This window comes from Bradyrhizobium sp. LTSP857 (assembly GCF_000938285.1).
Classification (GTDB): Bacteria; Pseudomonadota; Alphaproteobacteria; order Rhizobiales; family Xanthobacteraceae; genus Bradyrhizobium.
Map to the genome: position 1 here is coordinate 100,522 of NZ_JYMS01000049.1, position 23,331 is coordinate 123,852.

Consider the following 23,331-nt stretch of genomic DNA (forward strand, 5'->3'; position numbering starts at 1 on the left):
CGTTCGTTGACGTGGCTGGACCAGTGCCGAAAAATGCTTACTGTTCGCTAGAGGATGAGCGATTAAGCGCAGCTATGAAACGACGCGGATTCATCACTTTGGCCGGTGGGGCGTTGGCGTGGGCGACGGCCGCACGCGCTCAGCAAGTGAAGCGCGTCTCTCGGATCGGCCTTTTCCTCCCCCCACCGCGAAATGCGGAGGTCGACGCGTTCCTCGTTGCGCTTCGCAGTCTCGGTTGGGTTGAGGGTGAGAGCGTCCACGTTGAATATCGCGACGCCGATGGCGACGACAACCGGCTTCCGGCGCTGGCTGCTGAACTGGTCGCCCTCGGCGTCGACGTTCTCGTGACGGCCACATTTCCCGGGGTTCTTGCCGCGCACCGTGCGACGACCACAATTCCAACCGTGATGATCGTCGGTCCCGATCTGGTATCCTTGGGCCTTGCAGCCAGCATGGCTCATCCCGGTGGCAACATTACCGGACAGACCTTTTTCCTCACGGAACTAGCTGCGAAGCGGTTGGAGGTTCTTGCGAGCATAGCTCCCTCGATGACCCGCGCAGGGGTGCTTATGCAACGAGGCAACCCCCTGAACAACGGCACAATGAGTGCCATGACGAACGCCGCGTTGACAATGAAGGTGGAGCTGCGACCGATCGAGGTTGACATCCCCGGCGACCTCGACAACGCGCTATCAATCGTCGGCGCCACCGCTATGGACGGTCTCGTAATCACGGACGCCAATGCGTTTGTGACCAATTCGGCGTTGGTCGGGGCGATTGTCGAAAAGTGCCGCGTGCCATCGATTGCCGCACCCATCGTCGCGTCCCGGGGGGCCGCGCTCGTAGGGTACGGGGTGGACTTCACCTCTATGTTTCGCCGCGCCACTGTTTTCGTTGACAAGATATTGAAGGGCGCGAACCCGGCCGACATCCCCATCGAGCAGCCAACCCAGTTCAGGACGGTCATCAACTTGAAGACCGCCAAGGCGCTCGGCCTCGAGATTCCGCAGTCGTTGCAGGTGCGCGCGGACGAGGTCATCGAGTAGGAGTGCCGACTTCTCCTCCTCGGTCCATGATTGCGGCGATAGAAACAAACACACCCCCTGTTGCCCACTCCCTCAGGTTGTTCCATTCTGTGCCTGCAAGGAGACACCGTGGACGCCATCAATCCAAGCGTGGAGCTGACCGAGACCGAGCGGGTCGACCGCCTGCGGCTGATCCGCTCCGACAATGTCGGGCCGCGCACCTTTCGGTCGCTGGTCGATCATTTTGGCACTGCGCGCGCTGCGCTGGAGCGCCTGCCTGATCTGGCGCGCCGCGGCGGAGCGTCGCGATCGGCGCGCATCTGTAGCGCAGACGAGGCGAAGGCCGAGCTCGCCGCGAGCCGCAAGTTCGGCATCGCCTGGCTCGCACCCGGCGAGGACGGCTATCCGGCGCGGCTGGCAACGCTTGACGACGCGCCGCCGCTGCTCGCCGTGCGCGGCGACAACGCGACCTTGATGCGGCCGATGATCGCCATCGTCGGCTCGCGCAATGCTTCCGGCGCCGGACTGAAGTTCGCAGGCTTGCTCGCCCGCGAGCTTGGCGAGGCCGGGTTTGTCATCATCTCCGGGCTGGCGCGCGGCGTCGACCAGGCCGCGCATCGCGCGAGCGTCGAGAGCGGCACGGTCGCTGTGCTCGCAGGCGGCCATGACTGCATCTATCCGCCCGAGCACGGCGATCTGCTCACAGCGATCTTCGACCGCAGTGGTGCTGCGATCTCCGAAATGCCGCTCGGCCATGAGCCGCGCGCCCGCGATTTCCCCCGCCGCAACCGGCTGATCTCGGGCGCCTCGCTCGGCGTGGTCGTGGTGGAGGCGGCGCACCGCTCGGGCTCGCTGATCACCGCACGCATGGCTGCCGAACAGGGCCGCGAAGTGTTTGCAGTGCCCGGCTCGCCGCTCGATCCGCGCGCCGCCGGTACCAACGATTTGATCAAGCAGGGTGCGACGCTCGTCACCGAGGCCGCCGACATCATCAACGCTGTCGCACCGATCATGGAGCGCCCGGCGATGCGCACCGCAGGCGAGCCCGACAGCGAGCCGTTCGAGAGCGATCCGCAAGGGCACGACCGCGGCCAGATCACCGGCCTGCTCGGCCCTGCCCCGATCTCGATCGACGATCTCGTGCGGATGTCCGGCGCATCGCCCGCAATCGTGCGCACGGTGCTGCTGGAGCTCGAGCTCGCCGGCCGGCTCGAACGCCATGGCGGCGGACTGGTTTCTCTACTTTAGCCCGTCGTTGCGCTTGTCGAACCGCGTCCGCGCGCCCTCGATCTCCGGCAGATGCGCAAACGCCCATTTGCCAAGCGCCTGCACGGGATCGGCGAGCCCGCGACCGAGTTCGGTCAATTCATAATCGACCCGCGGCGGAATGGTCGGAAACACCGTCCGTGTCACCAGCCCGTCCCGCTCGAGCCCGCGCAGGGTCAGGGTCAGCATTCGCTGCGAGATGCCGTCGATGATGCGCTTGAGCTCGTTGAAGCGCTTCGGTCCGTCGCCAAGCGTCATGATGACGAACACGCTCCATTTGTCCCCGACACGCGAGAGCACCGAGGCGACGCCGCGACAGCCGGCGTGGTTGGGATCCGGCCGCGTCGGAGGGGCAGGCAAATCGATGTGCGCAGGTTTCAACAATGTGCTCATGGCCCAAAAATGTGCGTTCTTGCGGAGATTTCGACAGTCACTCATGTAGCTCTGGTTACAAACATATACCATGGGTGACCCAAATGAAACTCCTCCATATCGACTCCAGCGTGCTCGGCCCCCACTCCGTCAGCCGGCAGGTTTCCGCCGCCATCGTCGACCGGCTGCGGCAGGCGACCCCGTCGCTCGACATCGTCTATCGCGACCTGACCCAGACCCCGCTTGCCCACCTCTCCGGATCGCACCTCGCGGCTGCGCAGGGCGCGCCGGCGCCCGCGGAACTTGGACCCGATCTCGCCGCAAGCGCGGCTGTTCTGAATGAGTTCCTCGATGCCGACATCGTCGTGATCGGCGCCCCCATGTACAATTTCACGCTTCCGAGCCAGCTCAAGGCGTGGATCGACCGCGTCCTCGTGGCAGGGAAAACGTTCAAGTACGACGCGAATGGCCCGCAGGGTCTTGCCGGTGGCAAGCGCGTGATCGTGGCCATCTCGCGCGGCGGCTATTATGGCGCGGGCACGCCTGCTGCGGTCGGCGAGCATCTCGAAACGTATTTGCGCTGGGTGTTCGGCTTCATCGGCGTCACCAACCCCGAATTCATCTTCGCTGACGGCATCCAGGTTGGCCCGGACCATCGCGAAAAATCGCTCGCGAACGCGCTCCAGGCGGCAACGAGCCTGCGCGCGGCCTGAGGCCACGCCGACATCATCAGCCGCCGCGAGATTGCCTGCGGCGGCTGATCAAACGGCAGACGTTCCGTGAAACTAAAACCAGGCGCCCTGCACGCCCAGGATGACGGCAACGAGCGAAATGAACAAGCCGATGCCGGAGAACAGCGCGACCCCAATGAACTCTGACGTGTCGGAACGCTTCGCAGGTATGGCGGATTCTTCGGTGTAAATACGCGGTGCTGAAATCGGAGAAAAAATACGTGCTGCCTTTGGCATGACGGGTTCCCTTAAATGGGTCTTTTGACCCCGGCCTGTAAAAAGGTCTTGGCAGCACGCGCGAAGGTTCAACGCATCACGCAAGCTTCAGAAAATACATCTGGCGAGATGTGGGAACCGGTCGGCGCAACCGCTTGGCATGCGCCGACCGATTCAATTTGCATTTGAATTGATCAACCGCGATAGATCGGCGCGCCCGCTGGCGATCCGGTCGAACCGCCATCGACGAATATTTCCGCACTCGTGACATGTGCAGAATCATCCGACGCGAGGAACAGCACCGTCTTCGAAATGTGATCCACTTCACCAATGCGCCCGAGCGGAGTCGTCTTGGCGATGCGGCCCTCCAGCACGGCGAATGCCTGCTCTGTCGGTGCAGCGCCCTTCCAGATCGGCGTGCGGATCGCGCCCGGCGCCACCACGTTGACGCGGATGCCGCGCGGCGAAAGCTCTGAGGCGAGCACGCGCGCCATCCCGCGCACACCGGCCTTGCTCGCGGCGTAGGCCGCATAACCGGGATTGCCGAGCACCGAGATTACCGAGCCGTTGAGGATGATGGATGCGCCGTCATTGAGATGGGGTAGTGCCGCCTGCACGGTGAAGAAGACCGAGGTCAGATTGGTGCGGATCACCTGCTCGAACGCCGCGAGCGTGGTGCCGCCGACCGGCGTATTGCCGGGGATGCCGGCATTGGCGAACACGATGTCGAACTTGCCGAATGTCTCGACGCCTTGCGCGATCGCCTTTTCCGTGGCGGCGATGTCGGTGATGTCAGCTTCGACGGCAAGGCCGTTCGGGCCGAGCTCTTTCGCAGCAGCCGCCAGCGTCTCCTTGTTGCGCCCGGTGATCACCACCTTCGCGCCTTCCGCGACGAACAGCTTTGCCGTCGCAAGTCCGATGCCGCTGTTGCCGCCGGTGATCAGTGCCGTCTTGTTCTTGAGCCTCACGCTCGCCTCCAGTGGTTGCATAATGAAACTACGCTTGCCATCTAGGGCATACGGTTTTATGATGCAACCACACAAGCGCGTGATCGGGACGGGACGATGGTGAAACGAACGAGCTTCGAGGGCGATTCCTGTCCGGTTGCACGATCGCTGGAGGCGATCGGCGACTGGTGGTCGCTGCTGATCATCCGCGAGGCGCTGCTCGGCCTGCGCCGCTTCGGCGAATTCCAGAGCAAGCTCGGCATGGCCAAGAACATTCTTGCGGTACGGCTGCGATCCCTTGTCGATCACGGCATTCTGGCAACCGCCCCGGCTTCCGATGGCAGCGCCTATCAGGAATATGTGCTGACGCCGAAAGGCCGCGGCACCTTCCCGATCCTGGTGGCACTCCGGCAATGGAGCGAGGCGTTCGACGATCGCCCCGAGGAGATCGCGACGATTCTGGTCGATCGCGAGAAAGGCCGCCCGGTGAAGAAGCTCGAGCTGCGCGCGGAGGATGGGCGGTTGCTCAGCCAGACCGATACGACGCTGAAGCTGCGACCGGCGCCGCGCCGAAGGTCGGCTGGATAACGTTACTCACGATCTCTCCTCAGTGTCGTCCCGGCGAAGGCCGGGACCCATAACCACAGGGAGACGTTAGGCGAAGGCTGGTCGTTCGGGATTGGCACCGCGTTCAGGTCGATGGACTCCGCGGTATGGGTCCCGGCCTTCGCCGGGACGACAGAAGAGCTCACGACAACTTCCGCTTGGTCCGCAGTCTCAGATGCTCGTCGGCCTCGAGCTGCGTCATGCCCAGGAGATAATGCAACACGTCCAGCTTGTGGCGCTCGGCGAGCTTGCGCAGCGCGGCTGTCTGCTCGGCGATGAAGGCAACCGCCTCATCCGCCCCGCCCTCCCCCGGTTCCTCGTTGCGCGAGCCTCCCGCCACGCCTGATGCGGCGCGCGCCCGTTTCTTTCCTGGCTTTGTCACCAGACCCCACCCGAATCCATGCCCCGGTGGAACTGTACGCCTACATCAATCGCAACTCCAAGGTGGTAATTTACAACTTTCTCGATATGAAACTTTTCCCATTCCGCGGGCCTTCAACACCCCTCGATTTGACAGCGGGGGCCTCACCACCCATGTTCGGGTCGAAAGGGCCGACCCGAATCTTGTCGAATTCGGCCCCAAATTTCCCCGTAAGTCACTGGAACTATATGAATATCGTCATTGTGGAGTCGCCGGCGAAAGCCAAGACGATCAACAAGTATCTGGGCTCGTCCTACGAGGTTCTGGCCTCGTTCGGCCATGTCCGGGACTTGCCGGCGAAGAACGGCTCCGTCGATCCTGACGCCAATTTCAAGATGATCTGGGAGATCGATCCCAAGGCGGCCGGCCGGCTCAATGACATCGCCAAGTCCCTGAAGGGCGCCGACCGCCTGATTCTCGCCACCGACCCTGATCGCGAGGGCGAAGCCATCTCCTGGCACGTGCTGGAGGTGCTGAAAGAGAAGCGTGCGATCAAGGACCACAAGATCGAGCGCGTGGTGTTCAACGCCATCACCAAGCAGGCGGTCACGGACGCGATGAAGCATCCGCGCCAGATCGACGGCGCGCTGGTCGACGCCTACATGGCGCGCCGCGCGCTGGACTATCTGGTCGGCTTCACCCTCTCCCCCGTGCTGTGGCGCAAGCTGCCCGGTGCCCGCTCCGCCGGCCGTGTGCAGTCGGTGGCGCTACGGCTGGTCTGCGACCGCGAGCTCGAGATCGAGAAGTTCGTTGCCCGCGAATATTGGTCGCTGATCGCGACCCTGCTGACGCCGCGCGGCGACGCGTTCGAGGCCCGCCTGGTCGGTGCCGACGGCAAGAAGATCCAGCGTCTCGACATCGGCACCGGTGCCGAAGCCGAAGACTTCAAGAAGGCGCTCGAAGCCGCCGCCTACGCGGTGACCACGGTCGATGCGAAGCCTGCCCGGCGCAATCCGCAGGCGCCCTTCACCACTTCGACGCTGCAGCAGGAAGCCAGCCGCAAATACGGCTTTGCGCCGGCGCACACGATGCGCATCGCGCAGCGGCTTTATGAAGGCATCGACATCGGCGGCGAGACCACCGGACTCATTACTTATATGCGTACCGACGGCGTGCAGATCGATCCGTCCGCGATCACCCAGGCGCGCAAGGTGATCGGCGAGGATTGCGGCAACGCCTACGTGCCGGAGGCCCCGCGCCAGTACCAGGCCAAGGCCAAGAACGCCCAGGAAGCGCACGAAGCGATCCGCCCGACCGACATGTCGCGCCGGCCCGACAGCATGAGCCGCAAGCTCGATTCTGATCAGGCCCGGCTCTACGAGCTGATCTGGAAGCGCACCATCGCCAGCCAGATGGAATCGGCCGAGCTGGAGCGCACCACGGTCGACATCACGGCGAAGGTTGGCGGACGCACGCTCGACCTGCGCGCCACCGGCCAGGTCGTCAAGTTCGACGGTTTTCTGGCGCTCTACCAGGAAGGTCGCGACGACGAGGAGGACGAGGATTCCCGCCGCCTGCCGGCGATGAGCCCGAACGACGCGCTGAAGCGGCAGTCGCTCGCCGTCACCCAGCACTTCACCGAGCCGCCGCCGCGTTTCTCCGAGGCATCGCTGGTCAAGCGCATGGAAGAGCTCGGCATCGGCCGGCCCTCGACCTATGCCTCGATCCTCCAGGTCCTGAAGGACCGCGGCTACGTCAAGCTGGAAAAGAAGCGCCTGCATGGCGAGGACAAGGGCCGCGTCGTGGTCGCATTCCTCGAGAGCTTCTTCGCGCGCTACGTCGAATACGATTTCACCGCCAATCTGGAAGAGCAGCTCGATCGCGTCTCCAACAACGAAATCTCCTGGCAGCAGGTTCTGAAGGACTTTTGGACCGGCTTCATCGGCGCCGTCGACGAGATCAAGGATCTGCGCGTCGCGCAGGTGCTCGATGTGCTCGACGGGATGCTCGGACAGCACATTTATCCGCCTCGCACCGATGGCGGCGACATCAGGCAGTGCCCGAGCTGCGGCAATGGTCGGCTCAATCTGAAGGCCGGCAAGTTCGGCGCCTTCGTCGGCTGCTCGAACTATCCGGAATGCCGCTACACCCGTCAGCTCGCCGCCGACGGCGAGGCCAGCGCCGATCGCTCGCTCGGCCAGGATCCCGACACCGGTCGCGATGTCTGGGTCAAGGCCGGCCGGTTTGGTCCCTACATCCAGCTCGGCGAGCAGAAGGATTATGCGGAAGGCGAGAAGCCGAAGCGCGCCGGCATCCCGAAGGGCACCTCGCCCGGCGATGTCGAGCTTGAGCTTGCGCTGAAACTGTTGTCGCTGCCGCGCGAGATCGGCAAGCATCCGGAAACCGGTGAGCCGATCACCGCCGGCCTCGGCCGCTTCGGCCCGTTCGTGAAGCACGAGAAAACCTATGCCAGCTTAGAGGCTGGTGACGAGGTGTTCGACATCGGTCTCAACCGCGCCGTGACGCTGATTGCCGAGAAGGTTTTGAAGGGCCCGAGCCGCCGCTTCGGCGCCGACCCCGGCAAGGCCATCGGCGATCACCCGACACTCGGCACCGTCACCGTGAAGAGCGGCCGTTACGGCGCCTATGTCACGGCGGGCGGCGTCAACGCGACGATCCCTGCCGAGTTCGAAAAGGACACCGTCACGCTGCCGCAGGCGATCGCACTGATCGACGAGCGCGCGGCCAAGGGTGGCGGCAAGCCCAAGAAGGCCGCCAAGCCGGCAAAGAAGGCGAAGGCAACCAAATCCGCCGCTGGCGAGGACGCCGCGCCAAAACCGAAGAAACCGGCCGCGAAGAAAGCCGCGGCCAAAACCAAATCAGAATCCACCAGCAAGGCGCGCGCAGCCGTGTCGTCGACCGCCAAGACTTCAGCAGTCAAGACGTCGCCGACCAAGGCGGCTGCCGCCAAAGCTCCGGCCAAGAAGAGTGCCGGCACGACTTAAGAGGTTAAGTGAAACGCAAGAATGACCATGGCTTTCCTGACAGGGATGCCATCGTCGCCTTCATCAAGGCAAATCCCGGAAAGGTCGGAACCCGCGAAATCGCGCGCGAGTTCGGCCTGAAGAACGCCGACCGCATCGAGCTCAAGCGCCTGCTGCGCGAGCTCGCCGACGACGGCCTCGTCAAGAAAAAACGCCACACCATTTCAGAGCCCGACAGCCTGCCGCCGACGCTGGTCGCCGACATCACCGGGCGCGACGCTGACGGCGAGCTGATCGCCTCCCCCACCGAATGGGACGAGGTCGAAGGCGGCGAGCCGCCAAAAATCCTCATCGTCATGCCGCGCCGGCCAAAGCCTGGCACCGCGGCCGGAATCGGCGATCGCGCGCTGCTGCGCGTCGAGCGCTCGGATGAGGGCGAAGGTCCGGCCTATCGCGGCCACATCATCAAGGTCTTCGACAAGGCCAAGAGCCGCATCCTCGGCGTGTTCCGCAGCCTGCCCGAAGGCGGCGGACGGCTGATCCCGGTCGACAAGAAGTCCGCCGACCGCGAGATGAATATCGCAGCGGCCGAGACGCACGGCGCGCAGGACGGCGACCTCGTCAGCGTCGACATCGTCCGCTCGCGCGCCTTTGGCCTGGCCTCAGGCCGCGTCAAGGAGAAGCTCGGCTCGGTCAAGTCCGAGAAGGCGATCAGCCTGATCGCGATCTACGCCCATGACATTCCGCTGCAATTCTCCCCCGCAGCCGAACGCGAGGCCGAGGCGGCAGAGCCGGCCAATCTCAGGGGACGCGAGGACTGGCGCGACGTGCCGCTCGTCACCATCGATCCGCCGGATGCGAAGGATCACGACGACGCAGTGCATGCGCAGCCCGATCCCGATCCGAACAACAAGGGCGGCTTCATCGTCGATGTCGCCATTGCGGACGTCAGCTTCTACGTGCGGCCGGGCACCGCGCTCGACCGCAATGCGCTCGACCGCGGCAACTCGGTCTATTTCCCGGACCGCGTCGTGCCGATGCTGCCCGAGCGGATCTCCAACAATCTCTGCTCGCTGGTACCGGGCGAGCCGCGCGGCGCGCTGGCGGTGCGGATGATCATTGCCCCGGACGGGCGCAAACGCTCGCACAGTTTTCACCGCATCCTGATGCGGTCGGCAGCGAAACTGAACTACGCACAGGCGCAGGCCGCGATCGATGGCCGGCCGGACGACACCACCGGCCCCCTGCTCGATCCCATCCTGAGGCCGCTCTACGCCGCCTATGCCTGCGTCAAGCGCGCCCGCGACGAGCGCGATCCGCTCAATCTCGATCTGCCCGAACGAAAAATCCTGCTGAAGAGCGACGGCACGGTCGACCGCGTCGTCGTCCCGGAGCGGCTTGATGCGCACAAGCTGATCGAAGAATTCATGATCCTCGCCAACGTCGCGGCGGCGGAAATGCTCGAGAAGAAGTCGCTGCCGCTGATCTACCGCGTGCATGACGAGCCGACGCTGGAGAAGGTCCACGCGCTGGCAGAATTTTTGCAGACGCTCGACGTGCCCTTCGCGAAGACAGGCGCGTTGCGCCCCGCGCTGTTCAATCGCGTGCTGGCACAGCTCGAAGGCCACGACCATTTCCCGCTGGTCAGCGAGGTCGTACTGCGCGCCCAGGCGCAAGCCGAATATTCCGCTGAGAATTACGGTCATTTCGGACTGAATTTGCGCCGCTACGCGCATTTCACCTCGCCGATCCGCCGTTACGCCGACTTGGTCGTGCACCGCGCCCTGGTCCGCGCCCTCGGCCTTGGCGAAGGCGCCCTGCCCGACAGCGAGACGCCGGAAAGCCTCGGCGAGGTCGCAGCCCACATCTCGGTGACCGAGCGGCGCGCGATGAAGGCGGAGCGCGAGACCGTCGACCGGCTGATCGCGCATCATCTCGCCGACCGTATCGGCGCGACCTTCCAGGGCCGCGTCTCCGGCGTCACGCGCGCGGGCCTGTTCGTCAAGCTTGCCGAGACCGGCGCCGACGGCCTGATCCCGATCCGATCCCTTGGCACGGAATATTTCAACTATGACGAGGGCCGCCACGCGCTGGTCGGCACGCGCAGCGGCACCATGCATCAGCTGGGTGACGTCGTTGACGTCCGTCTGATAGAAGCAGCTCCCATCGCGGGCGCGCTGCGCTTCGAGCTGCTGTCCTCGACCGGTGAGACCGCGCCGCGGGGCCGCAGGCCATCCGGTCCGCAACGCCGCCCCTCGTTCAAGGCGCATCCCGGACGCAGTCCGGCGAAGAAGCACAAGCCTGCGAAGCAAAAGAAGCCCGGCAAGGGCAAGAAGAACAAAGGAAAAGGTAAAGGCGCAAAAGGCAAGGCGTGGTAGCGATGAACACGGTCCCAAAAGTCTGGACGCGCGAGACCGGCCTCGTCGAGAAGCGCGACCTCTGGGCTGCGATGAGGCGCGGCTTTCGCGGCCGCTGCCCGCGCTGCGGCCAGGGAAAATTGTTCCGCGCCTTCCTGAAAACGGCGGACAATTGTTCGGCCTGCGGCCTCGATTTCACGCCGCATCGCGCGGATGATTTGCCCGCCTATCTTGTAATCGTCATCGTCGGCCACATCACCGTGCCGACCATCCTCTGGATCGAGACCAACTACACCACGCCGGTCTGGATCAGCTTTGCCGCCTATCTGCCGTTCACATTCGTCGCCTCGCTCGGACTGCTCCAGCCGGTCAAGGGCGCCGTGGTCGGATTGCAATGGGCTCTGCGCATGCACGGCTTTGACGACAGCCCTCCGGATGGTATTCCGCCGGTGTAAGCAAAATAAACAAAAGCGGTTTGGGTGAGGACATGACGGGCACGGCGCAGGCGGAAAAGGCAAAGATCCACGAAGGCAAGGAAGCCGATCACCATCCCTATTTCCGTCCCCGGGATGCCGCGACGCTGATCCTGGTCGATCGCAGCGGTGCGATCCCAAAAGTGCTGGTCGGCAAGCGCCACGACAAGGTGGTGTTCATGCCAGGAAAATTCGTCTTCCCCGGCGGCCGCGTCGACAAGACCGACTATCGCGTGCCGGTCGCAGCACCCATCACATCCGAGCTGGAAGCCAATCTCGCCAAGGGCAGTCCGAGGACGCCGCCTTCACGCGCAAAATCACTCGCCATTGCCGCGATCCGCGAGGCCTGCGAGGAGACCGGCCTTTGCCTCGGGCGCAAGATTGAGGGCAAGGCACCCAAGCTTGAGGGCAACTGGAAGCCGTTCGCGGATGCCGGCCTTTTGCCCGATCCGTCCAGCCTGTTCCTGATCGCACGCGCAATCACCCCGCCCGGCCGCGTCAAGCGCTTCGACACGCGCTTCTTCACGGCGGATGCTTCAGCGATCACCCACCGCGTCGAGGGTGTGATCCACGCGGATGCGGAGCTCGTCGAACTGGTCTGGGTCGAGCTCGGCTCAAAGCCGCTCGCCGATTTGCATCCGATGACACGCAACGTGCTCAACGAGCTCGACACGCGCCTTGCCACCGGCCCGCTCCGCCACGATGCGCCCGTGCCGTTCTACCATTTCTACAGCGGCACGATGCAGAAGGATATTCTGAGCTGATCCAGCCGCCGATGTCTTGAAGCCCGCTCACGCGATCAGCAAACTCAGCGCGGCACCTCTGAAGGCGCGGTCTTCGCTGCCGCCTTGTCCGTGGCCGATAGCCCAATGCCGGGGCCACGAAAGCTGGTCCAGCCCTTGCGCCGACGCGGAGGTGAAGGACGACCAACGGCCGGAGTCATGATGGCGGTACAGGAGACCGCCGGGACCCATATCCGGATAGATCGTCACGTCAATGTCGAAACCGGCGCATGCTGGAAGATCAGGTCCAAACCAATAGGACGGACTGCGCCCCGGCTGACGGCCAACGATGGCTGTCAGAGTTTGCTTCGGTCCCCGGAGCCCGAGCCAGAACGGCGCGATCGAACCAGGCGCGAAGGCCGTCAAAATCGTCTGGGCTGACGCCACATCGGTCGCGGCGCTTTGCCCCAATAGTCTCAACTCGATCCGACGTCCGCTCTGCACACACCCGCTAAACGGCGCTGCGACATCTCCGAACGGCAGCTCTTTCCAGCCGGCGGGATCAGGATCACGCAGCGGCCACTCAATCCTCTCCCTCGCTACGCCGTCGGTATCGAGCACCTGATAGCGCAGACCTTGCTCGTCGAGCGCGGCCTGAACGCAATGCAGATATTCGACACCTTCCGGCATCCTGTGAGCCGTTCCCGCGCCCGCCGTGCAAATCTGCAGGACGCCGCGATGCGCCTGCACATCGAAGGCGAGGATATGGCTGCACAAATAGGCAAGCACGTTCTCGTTCACCAGAATGTCCCAGAACGGGCGCGCGTATTCGTGGCCGATCTCGCGCTGATACGTCCCCGTAAAGCCGTTGATGGGAAATACCGGGTGATGACCGAGGACGAGCTTATGCCGCGCGTCAGCATTTTCTCTCAGCGTGGCTTCCAGCCACGCGAGCTCAACATGGCCCTCACCGCCAAGGCCGCTCCAGAGCGTGTTGACGAATACCATCAGGAGGTCGCCGCGCCGCACGAAGTAGGAAAGACCAGTCTGCCCCGGCGGCCCATTGTCCGGCAGGTCCAGAGCGGCGCGAAACACCGCCTCGCTCATCACGTCATAGGTCGTGTGATTGCCGGTTGTGTGCCACATCGGAATGGCTGCTCGGTCGAGCCAGGCCATTTCCGTATCCAGCCAATAGCGCCACTGCGCGCGCAGAGCGTCTGGGTCCGGCGTCAGTCCGATGATCTCGTCGCCCGGAAACAGAATGAATTCAGGCTGCGGTCTCAGGCGTTGAACGACAGCGTTGACCGAGGCGAAGGTCCTTTCGTGCAATGCACCCGGCACGCCGGAGCAGGAGTCGCCATACAAGACAAACTGATGGCCCTTGCCGCGCGGCAGAATCGCGGGGATAGAATGATTCGTTGAGGTCATGGCCTTCCATTGCGGTGTCCGGCCGCAAGGATGGCAATTTTGGCAACTGGGAGCAACAGGTCGCGGCCAGGCTTGATCAGTCCGCGTCCGGCTCGGTGCCGACATAGTCGCGCGCCGGCAGCTTGAGGACATGGCCGATTTCATTCGCCAACTTGTCCGCCTCCTCGCGCGTGGTGAAGCTCATCAGCGTGATCGGCTCGGTGCCCTTGTTGCCGCAGAGATTGACATCATAGGCCGTCAGCTCCGGATCGTAGTCGTCGGTGATGCTGATGAAGTGATAGTCGGCGAGATTGCGGCGCTTGCGAATATTGAGCGGGCCAAACTGCCTGGTGATGACGATCTGGCGCAGCGTCTCGTTGAGCACGACGAAAGTGCGAAACGTCAGCAGGATAAAGCCGGGTATGCCGACGAGCAGCCCGAGGGCCGTGAACACCAGCACCGGCACGAGATCGTCGGCGAGCCGGCCGAAGCCGGAAAAATCCTGGCGCAGGCCGAGGGCGACATTCCAGAGCAGATAGGCGCTTGCCGCCAAGAGCGGCAGCGACAGCAGCCGGCCGATCCAGGGCATCGGCCGGTCGATGCGGACGGTACTGCCATCCACGGTCATTGCACCTGCCATGTCACGTTTCCTCACGGGCCGAGTTCATGGCTTGGTCGGGTCGAGCAGCTGAATGGTTCGAGGGCCTCTCCTCCGTCATTCCGCGGCGCGCCCCTCCGGCGCGGGCCCGGAATGACGCGAATGTGCTGAGGACGCATCGAAAAACGAAAAAATGTTCCTGCCCCGCCCGATGGCAGAGTTTCGCGGCGTTCCTATGTCTTCTCTAACGACACCCAGAACGGATACGGGGCGATGGCACAACGGCAACTCAAGCTTGGCGCGTTCATGCGCCCGATCAGCATCCACACCGGCGCCTGGCGCTATCCCGGGGCCTGGCCGGACGCCAATTTCAATTTTGGTCACATCAAGACGCTGATCCAGAAGCTCGAGGCCGGCAAGTTCGACGCCTTCTTCATGGCGGATCACCTCGCCGTGCTGAACATGCCGGTCAATGCGCTCAAGCGCAGCCACACCGTGACGTCGTTCGAGCCGTTCACGCTGCTGTCGGCGCTCTCCGCCGTCACTGAGCGGATCGGCCTGATCGCAACGGGCTCGACCACCTTTGACGAGCCCTATCACGTGGCGCGGCGCTTCGCCTCGCTCGACCATCTCAGCGGCGGCCGTGCGGGCTGGAATATCGTCACCACCTCGAACCCGGACGCCGCGCTGAATTTCGGCCTCGACGACCACATGGAGCACGCCGAGCGTTACAAGCGCGCCCGCGAATTCTATGACGTGGTCACGGGCTTGTGGGATTCCTTCGCCGACGACGCCTTCGTCCGCGATGTCGAAAGCGGCCTGTTCGTCGATCCCTCCAAGATGCATGTGCTCGACCACCAGGGCAAATATCTCAGGGTACGCGGCCCCCTCAACATCGCCCGTCCCGTGCAGGGCTGGCCGGTGATCGTGCAGGCCGGCGCCTCCGAGGACGGCAGGCAGCTCGCGGCGGAGACGGCGGAAGCCGTGTTCACCGGTGGCGGCAGCCTCGCCGACGGCCAGAAGCTTTATGCCGACATCAAGGGCCGTATGGAGAAGGTCGGCCGCGACCCCGAGCACCTCAAGATCCTGCCCGGCGCATTCGTCGTGGTCGGCGACAGCGTCGAAGAAGCCAAGGAGAAGCGCGCCCTCCTCGACAGCCGCGTGCACTACGACAGCGCCATCGCTTCGCTCTCCGTCATCCTCGGCACCGATGCCTCAGGCTTCGATCCCGACGGCCCACTCCCCGAAATCCCCGAGACCAACGCCAGCAAGAGCGGCCGCCAGCGCATGGTCGACCTCGCCGCCCGCGACAAGCTCACCGTGCGCCAGCTCGCCCAGCGCGTCGGCGGCTATGGCGGGCTCGCCTTCGTCGGCACGGCCAAAACCATCGCCGACCAGATGGAGGAATGGCTGGTCGGCCGCGGCTCCGACGGCTTCAACATCATGTTCCCGTTCCTGCCCGCCGGCCTCGACGATTTCGTCGACAAGGTGGTCCCGGAGCTCCAGCGCCGCGGGATTTTCCGCAAAGAGTACGAAGGGCCCACTTTGAGGGACAATCTGGGCCTGCCGCGGCCGAAAAACCGGTTCTTCGAGGCGTAATATTTTTGACGCCGAAGACGACCGAACCAACAAAACGTTTTAGTAGTGATATCGACATTGGGCGATGACGAGCTGCTGCCCGTCATCCTTGCCCTGAAGGCGGTACACCAATCGTTGCTCGCCTGTAATGCGGCGAGACCACCAACCGCGCAGATCATGCTTGAGGGGCTCCGGTTTCCCGAGCCCCCTGAACGGATCTCTTTTGATGTCCTTGATCAAATCGTTGATGGCCGTGAGGATCTTTTCGTCCTCTGTCTGCCATTGCAGATAGTCCTGCCAGGCAAGCTCGGTCCAGGCGATCAGCATGCGCCTAGCCGGTCGAGCCGGGCTCGATCAATTCACGCGCGACCAGCTTGCCCTCATCGGCTTCCTTGATGGAGCGCAGAAGGCGCGCGGCGTTGGCCGGGCTCTTGAGAAGATGAACCGTCTCGATAAGGCCCTCGTACTCTTCCTCCGAGATCATCACCACGCTACGGGCGTTCTGGCGGGTGACAACGAGCGGGGCGCGATCGTCGCAGACCTGGTCCATGTAGGCCGCGAGGTTGCTCCGTAGCTCCGTATACGAGACGTTTGCCATGGCAATTGTCCTAGTCTTTTTGTACAGACAACCGTACATATCAACGTACAGAAACTCGTACAAGGGCGACTGATAGACTTAGGTCCTGCTACGGCTATTTTGAAGCCTGAAAGGGCCGATTTGAGTGGTTTTCGGGCCCAAAAACCTTGACATCAGGCGGTTTCTGGCTACGTTGCCGGCCAACGCGGGCCGTTTGGCCGGCTCCAGATTCCCCTAATTTTCAGAGGTCCTGAACATGGCCAAAGCGGTCACCATCAAGGTCAAGCTCGTGTCCTCGGCTGACACCGGCTTCTACTACGTCGCCAAGAAGAATTCGCGCACCATGACCGACAAGCTGGTCAAGAAGAAGTACGATCCGGTTGCGCGCAAGCACGTCGAATTCCGCGAATCCAAGATCAAGTAAGATCGCGGAACGTTGAAGACTTTTGCGGGGCCCTCTGGGCCCCGTTTTTATTTGGGCGCTTGATCCGAATGCGCTGCGTCCGGAGCGCGAGAGCGAGAATTGTCGCGTCCGCGATGCGCGTGGAAGACGACGTTGAATCCGGAGGCTCGATGTCAGCTTTGGGCCCAGAAATAGACATCCCTAAGTTGTCAGAGCACGGTTCGTTTACGCGTTTGGCGGAGAGTACCGTGCCATGTGGTCGACCCGGCTCCTCTGGACAGGTGTAATCAGTGCCTTTGCCGTTGCGGCATTGATGCTTGCTGGAATGTTTGTCGTGTTGCTTGCTGCGTCTGGCGGCGAGCACCCAGGCTTGGCAATGATTGTGGTCTTCGCATCCCCCGGCATGATTGTTTATCCGGCGTGTTGGTATGCGGTCATCTTTCGTCGACGCGACTACTCGCGGCACCAAACGTTGAAGCTCATCGGCGCGGCGTATGGTGTCGTCAGCATGATCATTGCGTCATCAATGCTCGTTGACGGTCTTGTTTCAATGATTTCTGATCCCACTTCGAAGATCACCCCCTTATTGATCCTGATCCTACCGTTGGAAATAGTGGCGGTCGGAACCGTCATCCTGGGTATCCCTTACGCAATAGTTGCGACGCCCATGGCGTTGCTGCACCGCTGGCTTCTCTCGAAATGCTTTACCTCAACCAATTTCGCAAACCCGAGCGACCAGTGGCCTTCGCTGTCCCCTCCTGGTTAGAACGCGCGCGATCGTCGGTCAGCCCGCATCCCGAAGCTGACGCTAGCGCGCGCCCCCAGCTACGCCGTCCGCAACACCGGCGGCTGCGACGGCCGGATCAGCGCGAATGCCACCTGCACTATGCCGCCGGCCAAGCCCAACGCGACGCCGATGCGCCACGCCATGGTGTATGACCCTAGCGAGTCGTAGATCACCCCTCCTCCGTACGCGCCGAGGAAGCTGCCGATCTGGTGGCTCATGAAGGCGAGGCCCTGGATCATGGCCTGCCAGCGCAGGCCGAACATCTCGGCGACGGCGCCTGCGACCAGCGGGCCGACGCCCATCCACAGGAAGCCCATGATCGCACCGAACAGCAGCGTCGATGCGGGCGTCGCCGGCAGCATGAAGTACCAGGCGAGCGCGAGCGAGCGGAAGATGTAGATGCCCCCTAACAGCGCGAGCTTGTTCCAGCGCTGGCCGGCCCAGCCGAAGAACAGCGAGCCCAGCACGTTGAAGCCGCCGATCATGCCGAGCGTCTGCGCGCTCAGCATCGGATCGAGGCCGCAGATCGCGAGATAGGACGGCAGATGCGTGGTGAGAAACACGAGCTGCATGCCGCAGACGAGATAGGCGCAGGTCATCACCACGAAGGACGCGTTGCCGAACGCGGTCTTGGCCGCAGTCATGGCAGTGGCATCGCCGATGTCATCGGCCGCAGGCTTCGGCAGCGGAATCATGTCAACGCGGCCGGCGTACCAGGCCGCGGGAATCATCAGCACCGACATCACCACGAAGCCGGCGAGCCCGACCCGCCAGCCGAATCCTTCATTGAGCATCTGCCCGAGCGGCGCCGACAGCAGCGCGCCGAGCGAACCCGCGCCGGAGACGATGCCGAGCACGGTCGAGCGCACGGTCGCAGGCACCGCGCGCGCCGCCACCGACATCGCGATCGCGGCCGCGGTGCAGGCGAGCGAGGTACCAATCAGCACGCCGGCGCCGATCATGATGGCGACGAGCCCGTTCGCGGTCGCCATCAGGATGAGGCCCACGATGTACATCAGTGCGCCCACCATCATGATCGGGCGGAAGCCGTAGCGCGTGGTCATCGCGCCGGCGAGCGGCTGGAGAAAGCCCCAGGCGAGGTTTTGCACGGCGAGTGCCAGCGTAAAGTCGGACACCGATAGATGGATGTCGTGCGTCAGCGGTTGCATGAAGATGCCGAGCGACTGTCGCAGCCCCATGCTCAGCGTCAGCATGATGGAGGCGCCGATCAGGATGGGCAATGTCGGACGCAGGATCTGCAACAGGGGCATTGTTGTTCTCCCTCGTGGGCACGGCACGCGTGCCGGCGTCTGCAATTCGCGTTGATTTTGGTTACACAGACCTGTGTAATTAGTCTATAGGAGACGGGCGCTGTCAAGCCAAGAGAAGCCCAACAGGATGCTCGCCGCCGCATGGCTCCCCCGCCCGCCCCACAGACGATGAAAGAGCGGATCCTCCAGACCGCCGACAAGCTGTTCTATCTGCAAGGCATTCGCGCCATCGGCGTCGACACCATCGCGGCCGAGATCGGCATCTCCAAGCGCACGCTCTACAACCACTTCCCGTCCAAGGACGCGCTGATCGCGGCCTATCTGGAGCGCCGCTTCGTTCATGCGCGCCCGTCCGACAAGCCGCCGGCCGAGCAAATCCTTGCCACCTTCGATTCGCTGGAGCGGCGTTTTGCAGCAAAAGATTTTCGCGGCTGCCCGTTCGTGAATGCGGTGGCCGAGCTTGGACCTACGGACCGCGCGGTGAAGAAGATCGCGATCGCCTTCAAGGAAAGCCGCCGCGTCTGGTTTCGCGAGCGGCTGAACGAGCTCGGTGTTGCGGATGCGGACGCGCTGGCAACCCAGCTCGTGCTGCTGGTCGACGGCTCGATCGCGCAGGATCTCGTGCGCGACGACCCCGCGATGGCACGGGCTGCGAAGGAAGCGGCGACGGTGCTGTTGCGGAATGCTGGGGTGGATATGGGGGATGCGGTGAAGCCGGCAGTGAAGCGAGGCAAGCGCGCGTCACACTAGTTGTCGTCCCGGCGAAGGCCGGGACCCATAACCACGAAAAGCAATTTCGCGAAGACTCGTGGTGAGCTGTTTCGCGCCACAACCCCTCCCTGGGATTATGGGTCCCGGCCTCCGCCGGGACGACACTGAGTGTTAGGCCCCAGTGTTCAGCTCAATCCGCGATCATACCAAAATGCGCCTGTTTTGCCCGACGAGTCAAACCGCTCTGCTGAAGCATTCGCTCCCGCATAAGCCGTTGATCCGACTAACGTCGGCTACTGTGCATGGGGTTGTTTTCGCACTTTTGTGAAGCCGCCAGCCTTTACGCCGCGTGCGAGACCACCCGATTGCGGCCGTCATGCTTGGCGCGATACAGCGCGGTGTCGGCGCGCTTGAGGACGTCGGCCACCGCCTCGCCCTTCTGCTCCAGCGTGGTGAGGCCGATCGAGATCGTGACCTCGATGCGCTTGGTGCCCTTGTGGACGGCAAAGGGTTCGCCCGCGATCGAGCGGCGCAGGCGCTCGGCGACCATGCCGGCGACGTGGAGATCGGTCTCCGGCATCACGATGACGAATTCCTCGCCGCCGTAGCGGCAGGCGAGATCAATGCCGCGGATCGATTTGCGCACGCGCACCGCGAACTCGCGCAGCACGTCGTCGCCGGCATCGTGGCCGTAATTGTCGTTGATCGACTTGAAATAGTCGATGTCCAGGATCATCAGCGCGAGCGGCTTGCCGCGCGTGGAGGCCTGCTCGGCCAGCGTCGCCAGATGGCTTTCCATGTAACGGCGATTGTGCAGTCCGGTGAGCGCGTCCGTGATCGCCATCTCGATCGAGTTCTGCACGTTGTCGCGCAGATGATCGGTGTAGCGGCGGCGGCGGATCTGCGTGCGGACGCGCGCCAGCAGCTCGGTCTTGTCGATGGGACGCAGCAGGTAATCGTTGACGCCGATCTCGAGGCCGCGGAGCAGCCGCGTGGAGTTCTCGGCCTCCGCGATCGCCAGGATCGGCACGTGCCGGGTGCGCTCCAGCGACCGCGCCTGGCTGCATAGCCTGAGCCCGTCGAAATTGTTGAGGTCGAGCGAGACGATCAGCAAATCGTAATTGCCCTCGGCCGCGTGGAACAGCGCCTCCGTCGGATTGGGCTCGACGTCGACGGTGTGCTCGGCCGCGAGCAGGCCCGCGAGCCGCTCATAGGAGGACTGGCGGTCGTCGACCAGCAGAATACGGCCGCCCTTGCCGGTGTCGGCGACCGCCGTGCGCTCGGGCGCCTGCATGCCGATCTCGAGCGAGGTGATGGCGCGCATGCGCAGCTCGTCCGTCATCATCTTCAACCGCGTCAGCGAGCGCACGCGCGCGATCAGCACGACGTCGGAGACGGGTTTTGTCAAAAAGTCGTCGGCACCGGCTTCCAGCCCGCGATTGCGATCGGCGGGGCTGTCGAGCGCGGTCACCATCACGACGGGGATGTGGTGGGTGTTGGGATCGGTCTTCAGGCGGCGGCAAACCTCGAAGCCGTCCATGTCGGGCATCATCACGTCGAGCAGGATGATGTCGCATTCGGCACGGGCGCTGATCGCCAGCGCCTCGGTGCCGTTCGAGGCGGTCATCACGTCGAAATATTCGGCGGAGAGACGGGCTTCGAGCAGTTTGACGTTGGCAGGGACGTCATCGACAACCAGGATACGCGCGGACACTGAAACTCACTCCCTACCCGATGAAACGTCGGACCGTCTCAATGAATTTGCCGACCGAGATCGGCTTGGACAAATAGGCTTCGCAGCCGCCCTCGCGGATGCGCTCTTCATCGCCCTTCATCGCAAAGGCCGTGACCGCGACGACGGGAATGGCGCGCAGCTCCGGATCGTCCTTGATCCAGCGCGTCACCTCGAGCCCCGAGACCTGCGGCAATTGAATATCCATCAGCACGAGATCGGGGCGCATCTTGCGAACGAGGTCGAGCGCCTCGTAACCGTTGCTGGTACCCGAGGTCTGGTAGCCGTGCGCCTCCAACAGGTCGCGGAAGAGCTTCATGTTGAGCTCGTTGTCTTCCACGATCAGGACGGTCTTAGCCACCCTGTCCTCCTGACTGGCAAGGAGAGCAATACATATGACGCCTCAGGCGCCGATTGCCGGCGCTTCGAAAACTGGATTCAAACTAGCCTCAGATTCGCTCTAGTTTCGTTAAACCCGAGGGCCCACTTTCTGCGATGTGGTTTCCAGTTGCTTGTCTGGGGTCGCAAGACTCAAGGCCGAGACTCGGGCATGATCCAAAGTAGACACCGAAAGTTAACGGAAAGGCAAACCGGGCCCGTGAAAAAGCCTGTTCACAACCCTCGCGAAGTCGCTGAAATCGTTGCGATTCAGGCGCTGTCCTTCGTCGCAGGCGATCCCGAGCGGCTGGGCCTGTTCCTGGCTGAGACAGGTGTCGGCCCGGAGACTCTGCGGAACGCTGCTTCCGACCCGAATTTCCTGCTGAGCGTGCTCGATTTCGTGATGCGCGATGACGCCACCGTGAAGGCGTTTGCCAGCACCGCGGAACTGCACCCGACCAACGTTGCCGCAGCGCGGCAGGTGCTGGGCGATGCGCTCGGCGACCGCACCTGGGAGCGCGACGTGCCGTGAGCGCTCCCGACCCGGCCGGGCCCCGCTGCTTCTGCCGGGATTGTCTGGCCGATCTGGATATGGGCGTGCGGCGCTGTGCCGCCTGCGGTTCCCCTCGCCTCGTCCGCCACCGCGCGCTCGCGACGCTGACCATCGCCCATATCGACTGCGACGCCTTCTATGCGACGGTCGAGAAGCGCGACAACCCAGACATCGCCGACAAGCCCGTCATCATCGGTGGCGGCAAACGCGGCGTGGTGTCGGCCGCCTGCTACATCGCACGCACCTTCGGCGTGCGCTCGGCGATGCCGATGTATAGGGCGTTGGAAGCCTGCCCGCATGCGACGGTGATCAGGCCGGACATGGCAAAGTATGTCCGCGTCGGGCGCGAGGTACGCCAGGCCATGCAGGCGCTGACGCCGCTGGTCGAGCCGCTCTCGATCGACGAGGCCTTTCTCGATCTCTCCGGTACTGAGCGTGTCCACGGCATGATCCCGGCAAAGGTGCTGGCGCGGTTCGCACGAGACATCGAGCGCGACATCGGCATCAGCGTTTCCGTCGGCCTGTCCTGTAACAAGTTTCTCGCCAAGATCGCCTCCGACCTCGACAAGCCACGCGGCTTTGCCGCGCTCGATCAGGACGAAGCGCGCGCGATGCTGGCGGAGAAGCCGGTCGGCTTCATTTTCGGTGTCGGGCCTGCAACGCAGGAGCGCCTGGGGCAGCGGGGTTTCCGCATCATCGCCGATCTTCAGAAGGCCGATGAGATCGAGATGATGCGGCAGTTTCCGAGTGAGGGCCGCAGGCTGTGGCGGCTCGCGCGCGGCATCGACGACCGCCGCGTCGAGGCCGACCGCGGCGCCAAGACGATTTCGAGCGAGACCACGTTCGAGACCGACATTCGCGATTTCGCGACGCTGGAGAAGATCCTGTGGCGGCTCTGCGAGAAGACGTCGTCGCGGCTCAAAAGCAGCGAGCTCGCGGGCTCGACCGTCACGCTGAAGCTGAAGACCGCCGACTTCCGCCAGCGCACGCGCTCGCAGTCGATCGCAGCGCCCACGCAGCTCGCCGCCAAGATTTTTGCGATCTGCCGCGAGATGCTGGCCAAGGAAATCGACGGCACTGCCTTCCGCCTGATGGGCGCCGGCGTCAGCGCGCTGCGCGAGGGTTCCCCCGCCGACGACACCGACATGCTCGACCGCCGCGCCGCGCATGCCGAGCGCGCCGTGGACAGTCTGCGCAAGAAGTTCGGCAGTGCCGCTGTGATCCGGGGGATTGCGTATGAGGGGCCGGAGAAGGCGGAGGAGTGATCGTCGGCAGT

General features: G+C 63.7%; 25 protein-coding genes. 14 read left to right on the forward strand and 11 right to left on the reverse strand.

Annotated elements, in window-relative coordinates; all coding sequences use genetic code 11:
• Positions 1 to 74 precede the first annotated feature (74 nt).
• Positions 75 to 1,046 (forward strand): ABC transporter substrate-binding protein, encoded by a 972-nt coding sequence (locus UP06_RS33760; RefSeq protein WP_045008026.1) that lies wholly within the window; start codon positions 75 to 77, stop codon positions 1,044 to 1,046.
• 84 nt (positions 1,047 to 1,130) lie between these two features.
• Positions 1,131 to 2,273, forward strand: a complete 1,143-nt coding sequence (gene dprA, locus UP06_RS33765) for a DNA-processing protein DprA (RefSeq protein ID WP_045008759.1) — start codon at positions 1,131 to 1,133, stop codon at positions 2,271 to 2,273.
• On the opposite strand, the gene UP06_RS33770 is transcribed toward dprA, so the two are convergent.
• On the reverse strand, positions 2,265 to 2,684 hold the full coding sequence (locus tag UP06_RS33770; RefSeq protein ID WP_045008027.1) for a winged helix-turn-helix transcriptional regulator: 420 nt from the start codon (positions 2,682 to 2,684) through the stop codon (positions 2,265 to 2,267). The genes dprA and UP06_RS33770 overlap by 9 nt on opposite strands.
• A gap of 83 nt (positions 2,685 to 2,767) precedes the next feature.
• Between UP06_RS33770 and UP06_RS33775 the strand changes: the two genes are divergently transcribed.
• Positions 2,768 to 3,376, forward strand: coding sequence for an FMN-dependent NADH-azoreductase (locus UP06_RS33775; protein WP_045008028.1), 609 nt, complete (start codon positions 2,768 to 2,770; stop codon positions 3,374 to 3,376).
• 72 nt (positions 3,377 to 3,448) lie between these two features.
• Here the strand turns inward: UP06_RS33775 and UP06_RS33780 are convergent, their stop codons facing one another.
• Positions 3,449 to 3,631 carry a hypothetical protein gene (locus tag UP06_RS33780; RefSeq protein WP_045008029.1) on the reverse strand — a complete coding sequence of 61 codons (183 nt, stop codon included), beginning with the start codon at positions 3,629 to 3,631 and terminating at the stop codon, positions 3,449 to 3,451.
• 173 nt (positions 3,632 to 3,804) lie between these two features.
• Positions 3,805 to 4,578, reverse strand: coding sequence for an SDR family NAD(P)-dependent oxidoreductase (locus UP06_RS33785; RefSeq protein WP_045008760.1), 774 nt, complete (start codon positions 4,576 to 4,578; stop codon positions 3,805 to 3,807).
• 96 nt (positions 4,579 to 4,674) lie between these two features.
• Here UP06_RS33785 and UP06_RS33790 point away from each other — a divergent pair, with 96 nt between their 5' ends.
• Positions 4,675 to 5,145 carry a winged helix-turn-helix transcriptional regulator gene (locus UP06_RS33790; protein WP_045008030.1) on the forward strand — a complete coding sequence of 157 codons (471 nt, stop codon included), beginning with the start codon at positions 4,675 to 4,677 and terminating at the stop codon, positions 5,143 to 5,145.
• A 160-nt stretch (positions 5,146 to 5,305) separates the two neighbouring features.
• On the opposite strand, the gene UP06_RS33795 is transcribed toward UP06_RS33790, so the two are convergent.
• Positions 5,306 to 5,545: a hypothetical protein gene (locus tag UP06_RS33795; RefSeq protein ID WP_045008031.1), complete on the reverse strand. Its 240-nt coding sequence runs from the start codon at positions 5,543 to 5,545 to the stop codon at positions 5,306 to 5,308.
• A 227-nt stretch (positions 5,546 to 5,772) separates the two neighbouring features.
• Here UP06_RS33795 and topA point away from each other — a divergent pair, with 227 nt between their 5' ends.
• Genes topA through UP06_RS33815 form a run of 4 tightly spaced genes read left to right on the forward strand, consistent with a single transcriptional unit; the run spans position 5,773 to position 12,102 of the window.
• Positions 5,773 to 8,529: a type I DNA topoisomerase gene (gene topA, locus UP06_RS33800; RefSeq protein ID WP_045008032.1), complete on the forward strand. Its 2,757-nt coding sequence runs from the start codon at positions 5,773 to 5,775 to the stop codon at positions 8,527 to 8,529.
• Between the two features lie 8 nt (positions 8,530 to 8,537).
• A complete protein-coding gene (gene rnr, locus UP06_RS33805) occupies positions 8,538 to 10,886 on the forward strand; it encodes a ribonuclease R (protein WP_045008033.1) in 2,349 nt (782 codons plus the stop codon).
• Positions 10,887 to 10,888: 2 nt separating this feature from the next.
• A complete protein-coding gene (locus UP06_RS33810) occupies positions 10,889 to 11,320 on the forward strand; it encodes a DUF983 domain-containing protein (protein WP_045008034.1) in 432 nt (143 codons plus the stop codon).
• Between the two features lie 32 nt (positions 11,321 to 11,352).
• The gene (locus UP06_RS33815; protein WP_045008035.1) at positions 11,353 to 12,102 is read left to right on the forward strand and encodes an NUDIX hydrolase; all 750 of its coding nucleotides are present in this window, start codon (positions 11,353 to 11,355) and stop codon (positions 12,100 to 12,102) included.
• A gap of 27 nt (positions 12,103 to 12,129) precedes the next feature.
• Here UP06_RS33815 and UP06_RS33820 read toward each other — a convergent pair whose 3' ends face one another.
• The gene (locus tag UP06_RS33820; RefSeq protein ID WP_045008036.1) at positions 12,130 to 13,488 is read right to left on the reverse strand and encodes a metallophosphoesterase family protein; all 1,359 of its coding nucleotides are present in this window, start codon (positions 13,486 to 13,488) and stop codon (positions 12,130 to 12,132) included.
• A 76-nt stretch (positions 13,489 to 13,564) separates the two neighbouring features.
• Entirely contained in the window at positions 13,565 to 14,107 is a 543-nt protein-coding gene (locus tag UP06_RS33825; RefSeq protein WP_045008037.1) for a hypothetical protein, read from the reverse strand.
• 231 nt (positions 14,108 to 14,338) lie between these two features.
• Between UP06_RS33825 and UP06_RS33830 the strand changes: the two genes are divergently transcribed.
• Entirely contained in the window at positions 14,339 to 15,664 is a 1,326-nt protein-coding gene (locus tag UP06_RS33830) for an LLM class flavin-dependent oxidoreductase (protein WP_045008038.1), read from the forward strand.
• A gap of 39 nt (positions 15,665 to 15,703) precedes the next feature.
• Here UP06_RS33830 and UP06_RS33835 read toward each other — a convergent pair whose 3' ends face one another.
• On the reverse strand, positions 15,704 to 15,970 hold the full coding sequence (locus UP06_RS33835) for a Txe/YoeB family addiction module toxin (protein ID WP_045008039.1): 267 nt from the start codon (positions 15,968 to 15,970) through the stop codon (positions 15,704 to 15,706).
• 4 nt (positions 15,971 to 15,974) lie between these two features.
• Positions 15,975 to 16,241 (reverse strand): type II toxin-antitoxin system Phd/YefM family antitoxin, encoded by a 267-nt coding sequence (locus tag UP06_RS33840; protein ID WP_045008040.1) that lies wholly within the window; start codon positions 16,239 to 16,241, stop codon positions 15,975 to 15,977.
• A gap of 235 nt (positions 16,242 to 16,476) precedes the next feature.
• Between UP06_RS33840 and rpmG the strand changes: the two genes are divergently transcribed.
• Together rpmG and UP06_RS33850 are read left to right on the forward strand one after the other, a co-directional pair.
• On the forward strand, positions 16,477 to 16,644 hold the full coding sequence (rpmG, locus tag UP06_RS33845) for a 50S ribosomal protein L33 (RefSeq protein WP_045008041.1): 168 nt from the start codon (positions 16,477 to 16,479) through the stop codon (positions 16,642 to 16,644).
• A 232-nt stretch (positions 16,645 to 16,876) separates the two neighbouring features.
• The gene (locus UP06_RS33850) at positions 16,877 to 17,389 is read left to right on the forward strand and encodes a hypothetical protein (protein WP_045008042.1); all 513 of its coding nucleotides are present in this window, start codon (positions 16,877 to 16,879) and stop codon (positions 17,387 to 17,389) included.
• 59 nt (positions 17,390 to 17,448) lie between these two features.
• Here the strand turns inward: UP06_RS33850 and UP06_RS33855 are convergent, their stop codons facing one another.
• On the reverse strand, positions 17,449 to 18,681 hold the full coding sequence (locus UP06_RS33855) for an MFS transporter (protein ID WP_045008043.1): 1,233 nt from the start codon (positions 18,679 to 18,681) through the stop codon (positions 17,449 to 17,451).
• Between the two features lie 141 nt (positions 18,682 to 18,822).
• Here UP06_RS33855 and UP06_RS33860 point away from each other — a divergent pair, with 141 nt between their 5' ends.
• Positions 18,823 to 19,431 (forward strand): TetR/AcrR family transcriptional regulator, encoded by a 609-nt coding sequence (locus UP06_RS33860; RefSeq protein WP_045008044.1) that lies wholly within the window; start codon positions 18,823 to 18,825, stop codon positions 19,429 to 19,431.
• A gap of 301 nt (positions 19,432 to 19,732) precedes the next feature.
• Here the strand turns inward: UP06_RS33860 and UP06_RS33865 are convergent, their stop codons facing one another.
• A complete protein-coding gene (locus tag UP06_RS33865) occupies positions 19,733 to 21,106 on the reverse strand; it encodes a PleD family two-component system response regulator (RefSeq protein ID WP_045008045.1) in 1,374 nt (457 codons plus the stop codon).
• A gap of 13 nt (positions 21,107 to 21,119) precedes the next feature.
• The gene (locus UP06_RS33870) at positions 21,120 to 21,485 is read right to left on the reverse strand and encodes a response regulator (RefSeq protein WP_008566616.1); all 366 of its coding nucleotides are present in this window, start codon (positions 21,483 to 21,485) and stop codon (positions 21,120 to 21,122) included.
• A gap of 237 nt (positions 21,486 to 21,722) precedes the next feature.
• On the opposite strand from UP06_RS33870, the gene UP06_RS33875 reads away from it, so the two are divergent.
• Together UP06_RS33875 and UP06_RS33880 are read left to right on the forward strand one after the other, a co-directional pair.
• The gene (locus UP06_RS33875) at positions 21,723 to 22,034 is read left to right on the forward strand and encodes a DUF3572 domain-containing protein (protein WP_045008046.1); all 312 of its coding nucleotides are present in this window, start codon (positions 21,723 to 21,725) and stop codon (positions 22,032 to 22,034) included.
• Complete coding sequence (locus tag UP06_RS33880; protein ID WP_045008047.1) at positions 22,031 to 23,320, forward strand: DNA polymerase IV; 1,290 nt, start codon at positions 22,031 to 22,033, stop codon at positions 23,318 to 23,320. Before UP06_RS33875 ends, UP06_RS33880 begins: the two co-directional genes overlap by 4 nt.
• Positions 23,321 to 23,331 lie beyond the last annotated feature (11 nt).

Coding starts and splice junctions, on each gene's coding strand:
- UP06_RS33780 (WP_045008029.1), bottom strand. CDS start 3,631: ATGCCAAAGGCAGCACGTATTTTTTCTCCGATTTCAGCACCGCGTATT.
- UP06_RS33855 (WP_045008043.1), bottom strand. CDS start 18,681: ATGCCCCTGTTGCAGATCCTGCGTCCGACATTGCCCATCCTGATCGGC.
- UP06_RS33815 (WP_045008035.1), top strand. CDS start 11,353: ATGACGGGCACGGCGCAGGCGGAAAAGGCAAAGATCCACGAAGGCAAG.
- UP06_RS33820 (WP_045008036.1), bottom strand. CDS start 13,488: ATGACCTCAACGAATCATTCTATCCCCGCGATTCTGCCGCGCGGCAAG.
- rpmG (WP_045008041.1), top strand. CDS start 16,477: ATGGCCAAAGCGGTCACCATCAAGGTCAAGCTCGTGTCCTCGGCTGAC.
- UP06_RS33760 (WP_045008026.1), top strand. CDS start 75: ATGAAACGACGCGGATTCATCACTTTGGCCGGTGGGGCGTTGGCGTGG.
- UP06_RS33840 (WP_045008040.1), bottom strand. CDS start 16,241: ATGGCAAACGTCTCGTATACGGAGCTACGGAGCAACCTCGCGGCCTAC.
- UP06_RS33835 (WP_045008039.1), bottom strand. CDS start 15,970: ATGCTGATCGCCTGGACCGAGCTTGCCTGGCAGGACTATCTGCAATGG.
- UP06_RS33810 (WP_045008034.1), top strand. CDS start 10,889: ATGAACACGGTCCCAAAAGTCTGGACGCGCGAGACCGGCCTCGTCGAG.
- UP06_RS33825 (WP_045008037.1), bottom strand. CDS start 14,107: ATGGCAGGTGCAATGACCGTGGATGGCAGTACCGTCCGCATCGACCGG.
- UP06_RS33830 (WP_045008038.1), top strand. CDS start 14,339: ATGGCACAACGGCAACTCAAGCTTGGCGCGTTCATGCGCCCGATCAGC.
- UP06_RS33790 (WP_045008030.1), top strand. CDS start 4,675: ATGGTGAAACGAACGAGCTTCGAGGGCGATTCCTGTCCGGTTGCACGA.
- UP06_RS33775 (WP_045008028.1), top strand. CDS start 2,768: ATGAAACTCCTCCATATCGACTCCAGCGTGCTCGGCCCCCACTCCGTC.
- topA (WP_045008032.1), top strand. CDS start 5,773: ATGAATATCGTCATTGTGGAGTCGCCGGCGAAAGCCAAGACGATCAAC.
- UP06_RS33850 (WP_045008042.1), top strand. CDS start 16,877: ATGTGGTCGACCCGGCTCCTCTGGACAGGTGTAATCAGTGCCTTTGCC.
- UP06_RS33770 (WP_045008027.1), bottom strand. CDS start 2,684: ATGAGCACATTGTTGAAACCTGCGCACATCGATTTGCCTGCCCCTCCG.
- UP06_RS33860 (WP_045008044.1), top strand. CDS start 18,823: ATGGCTCCCCCGCCCGCCCCACAGACGATGAAAGAGCGGATCCTCCAG.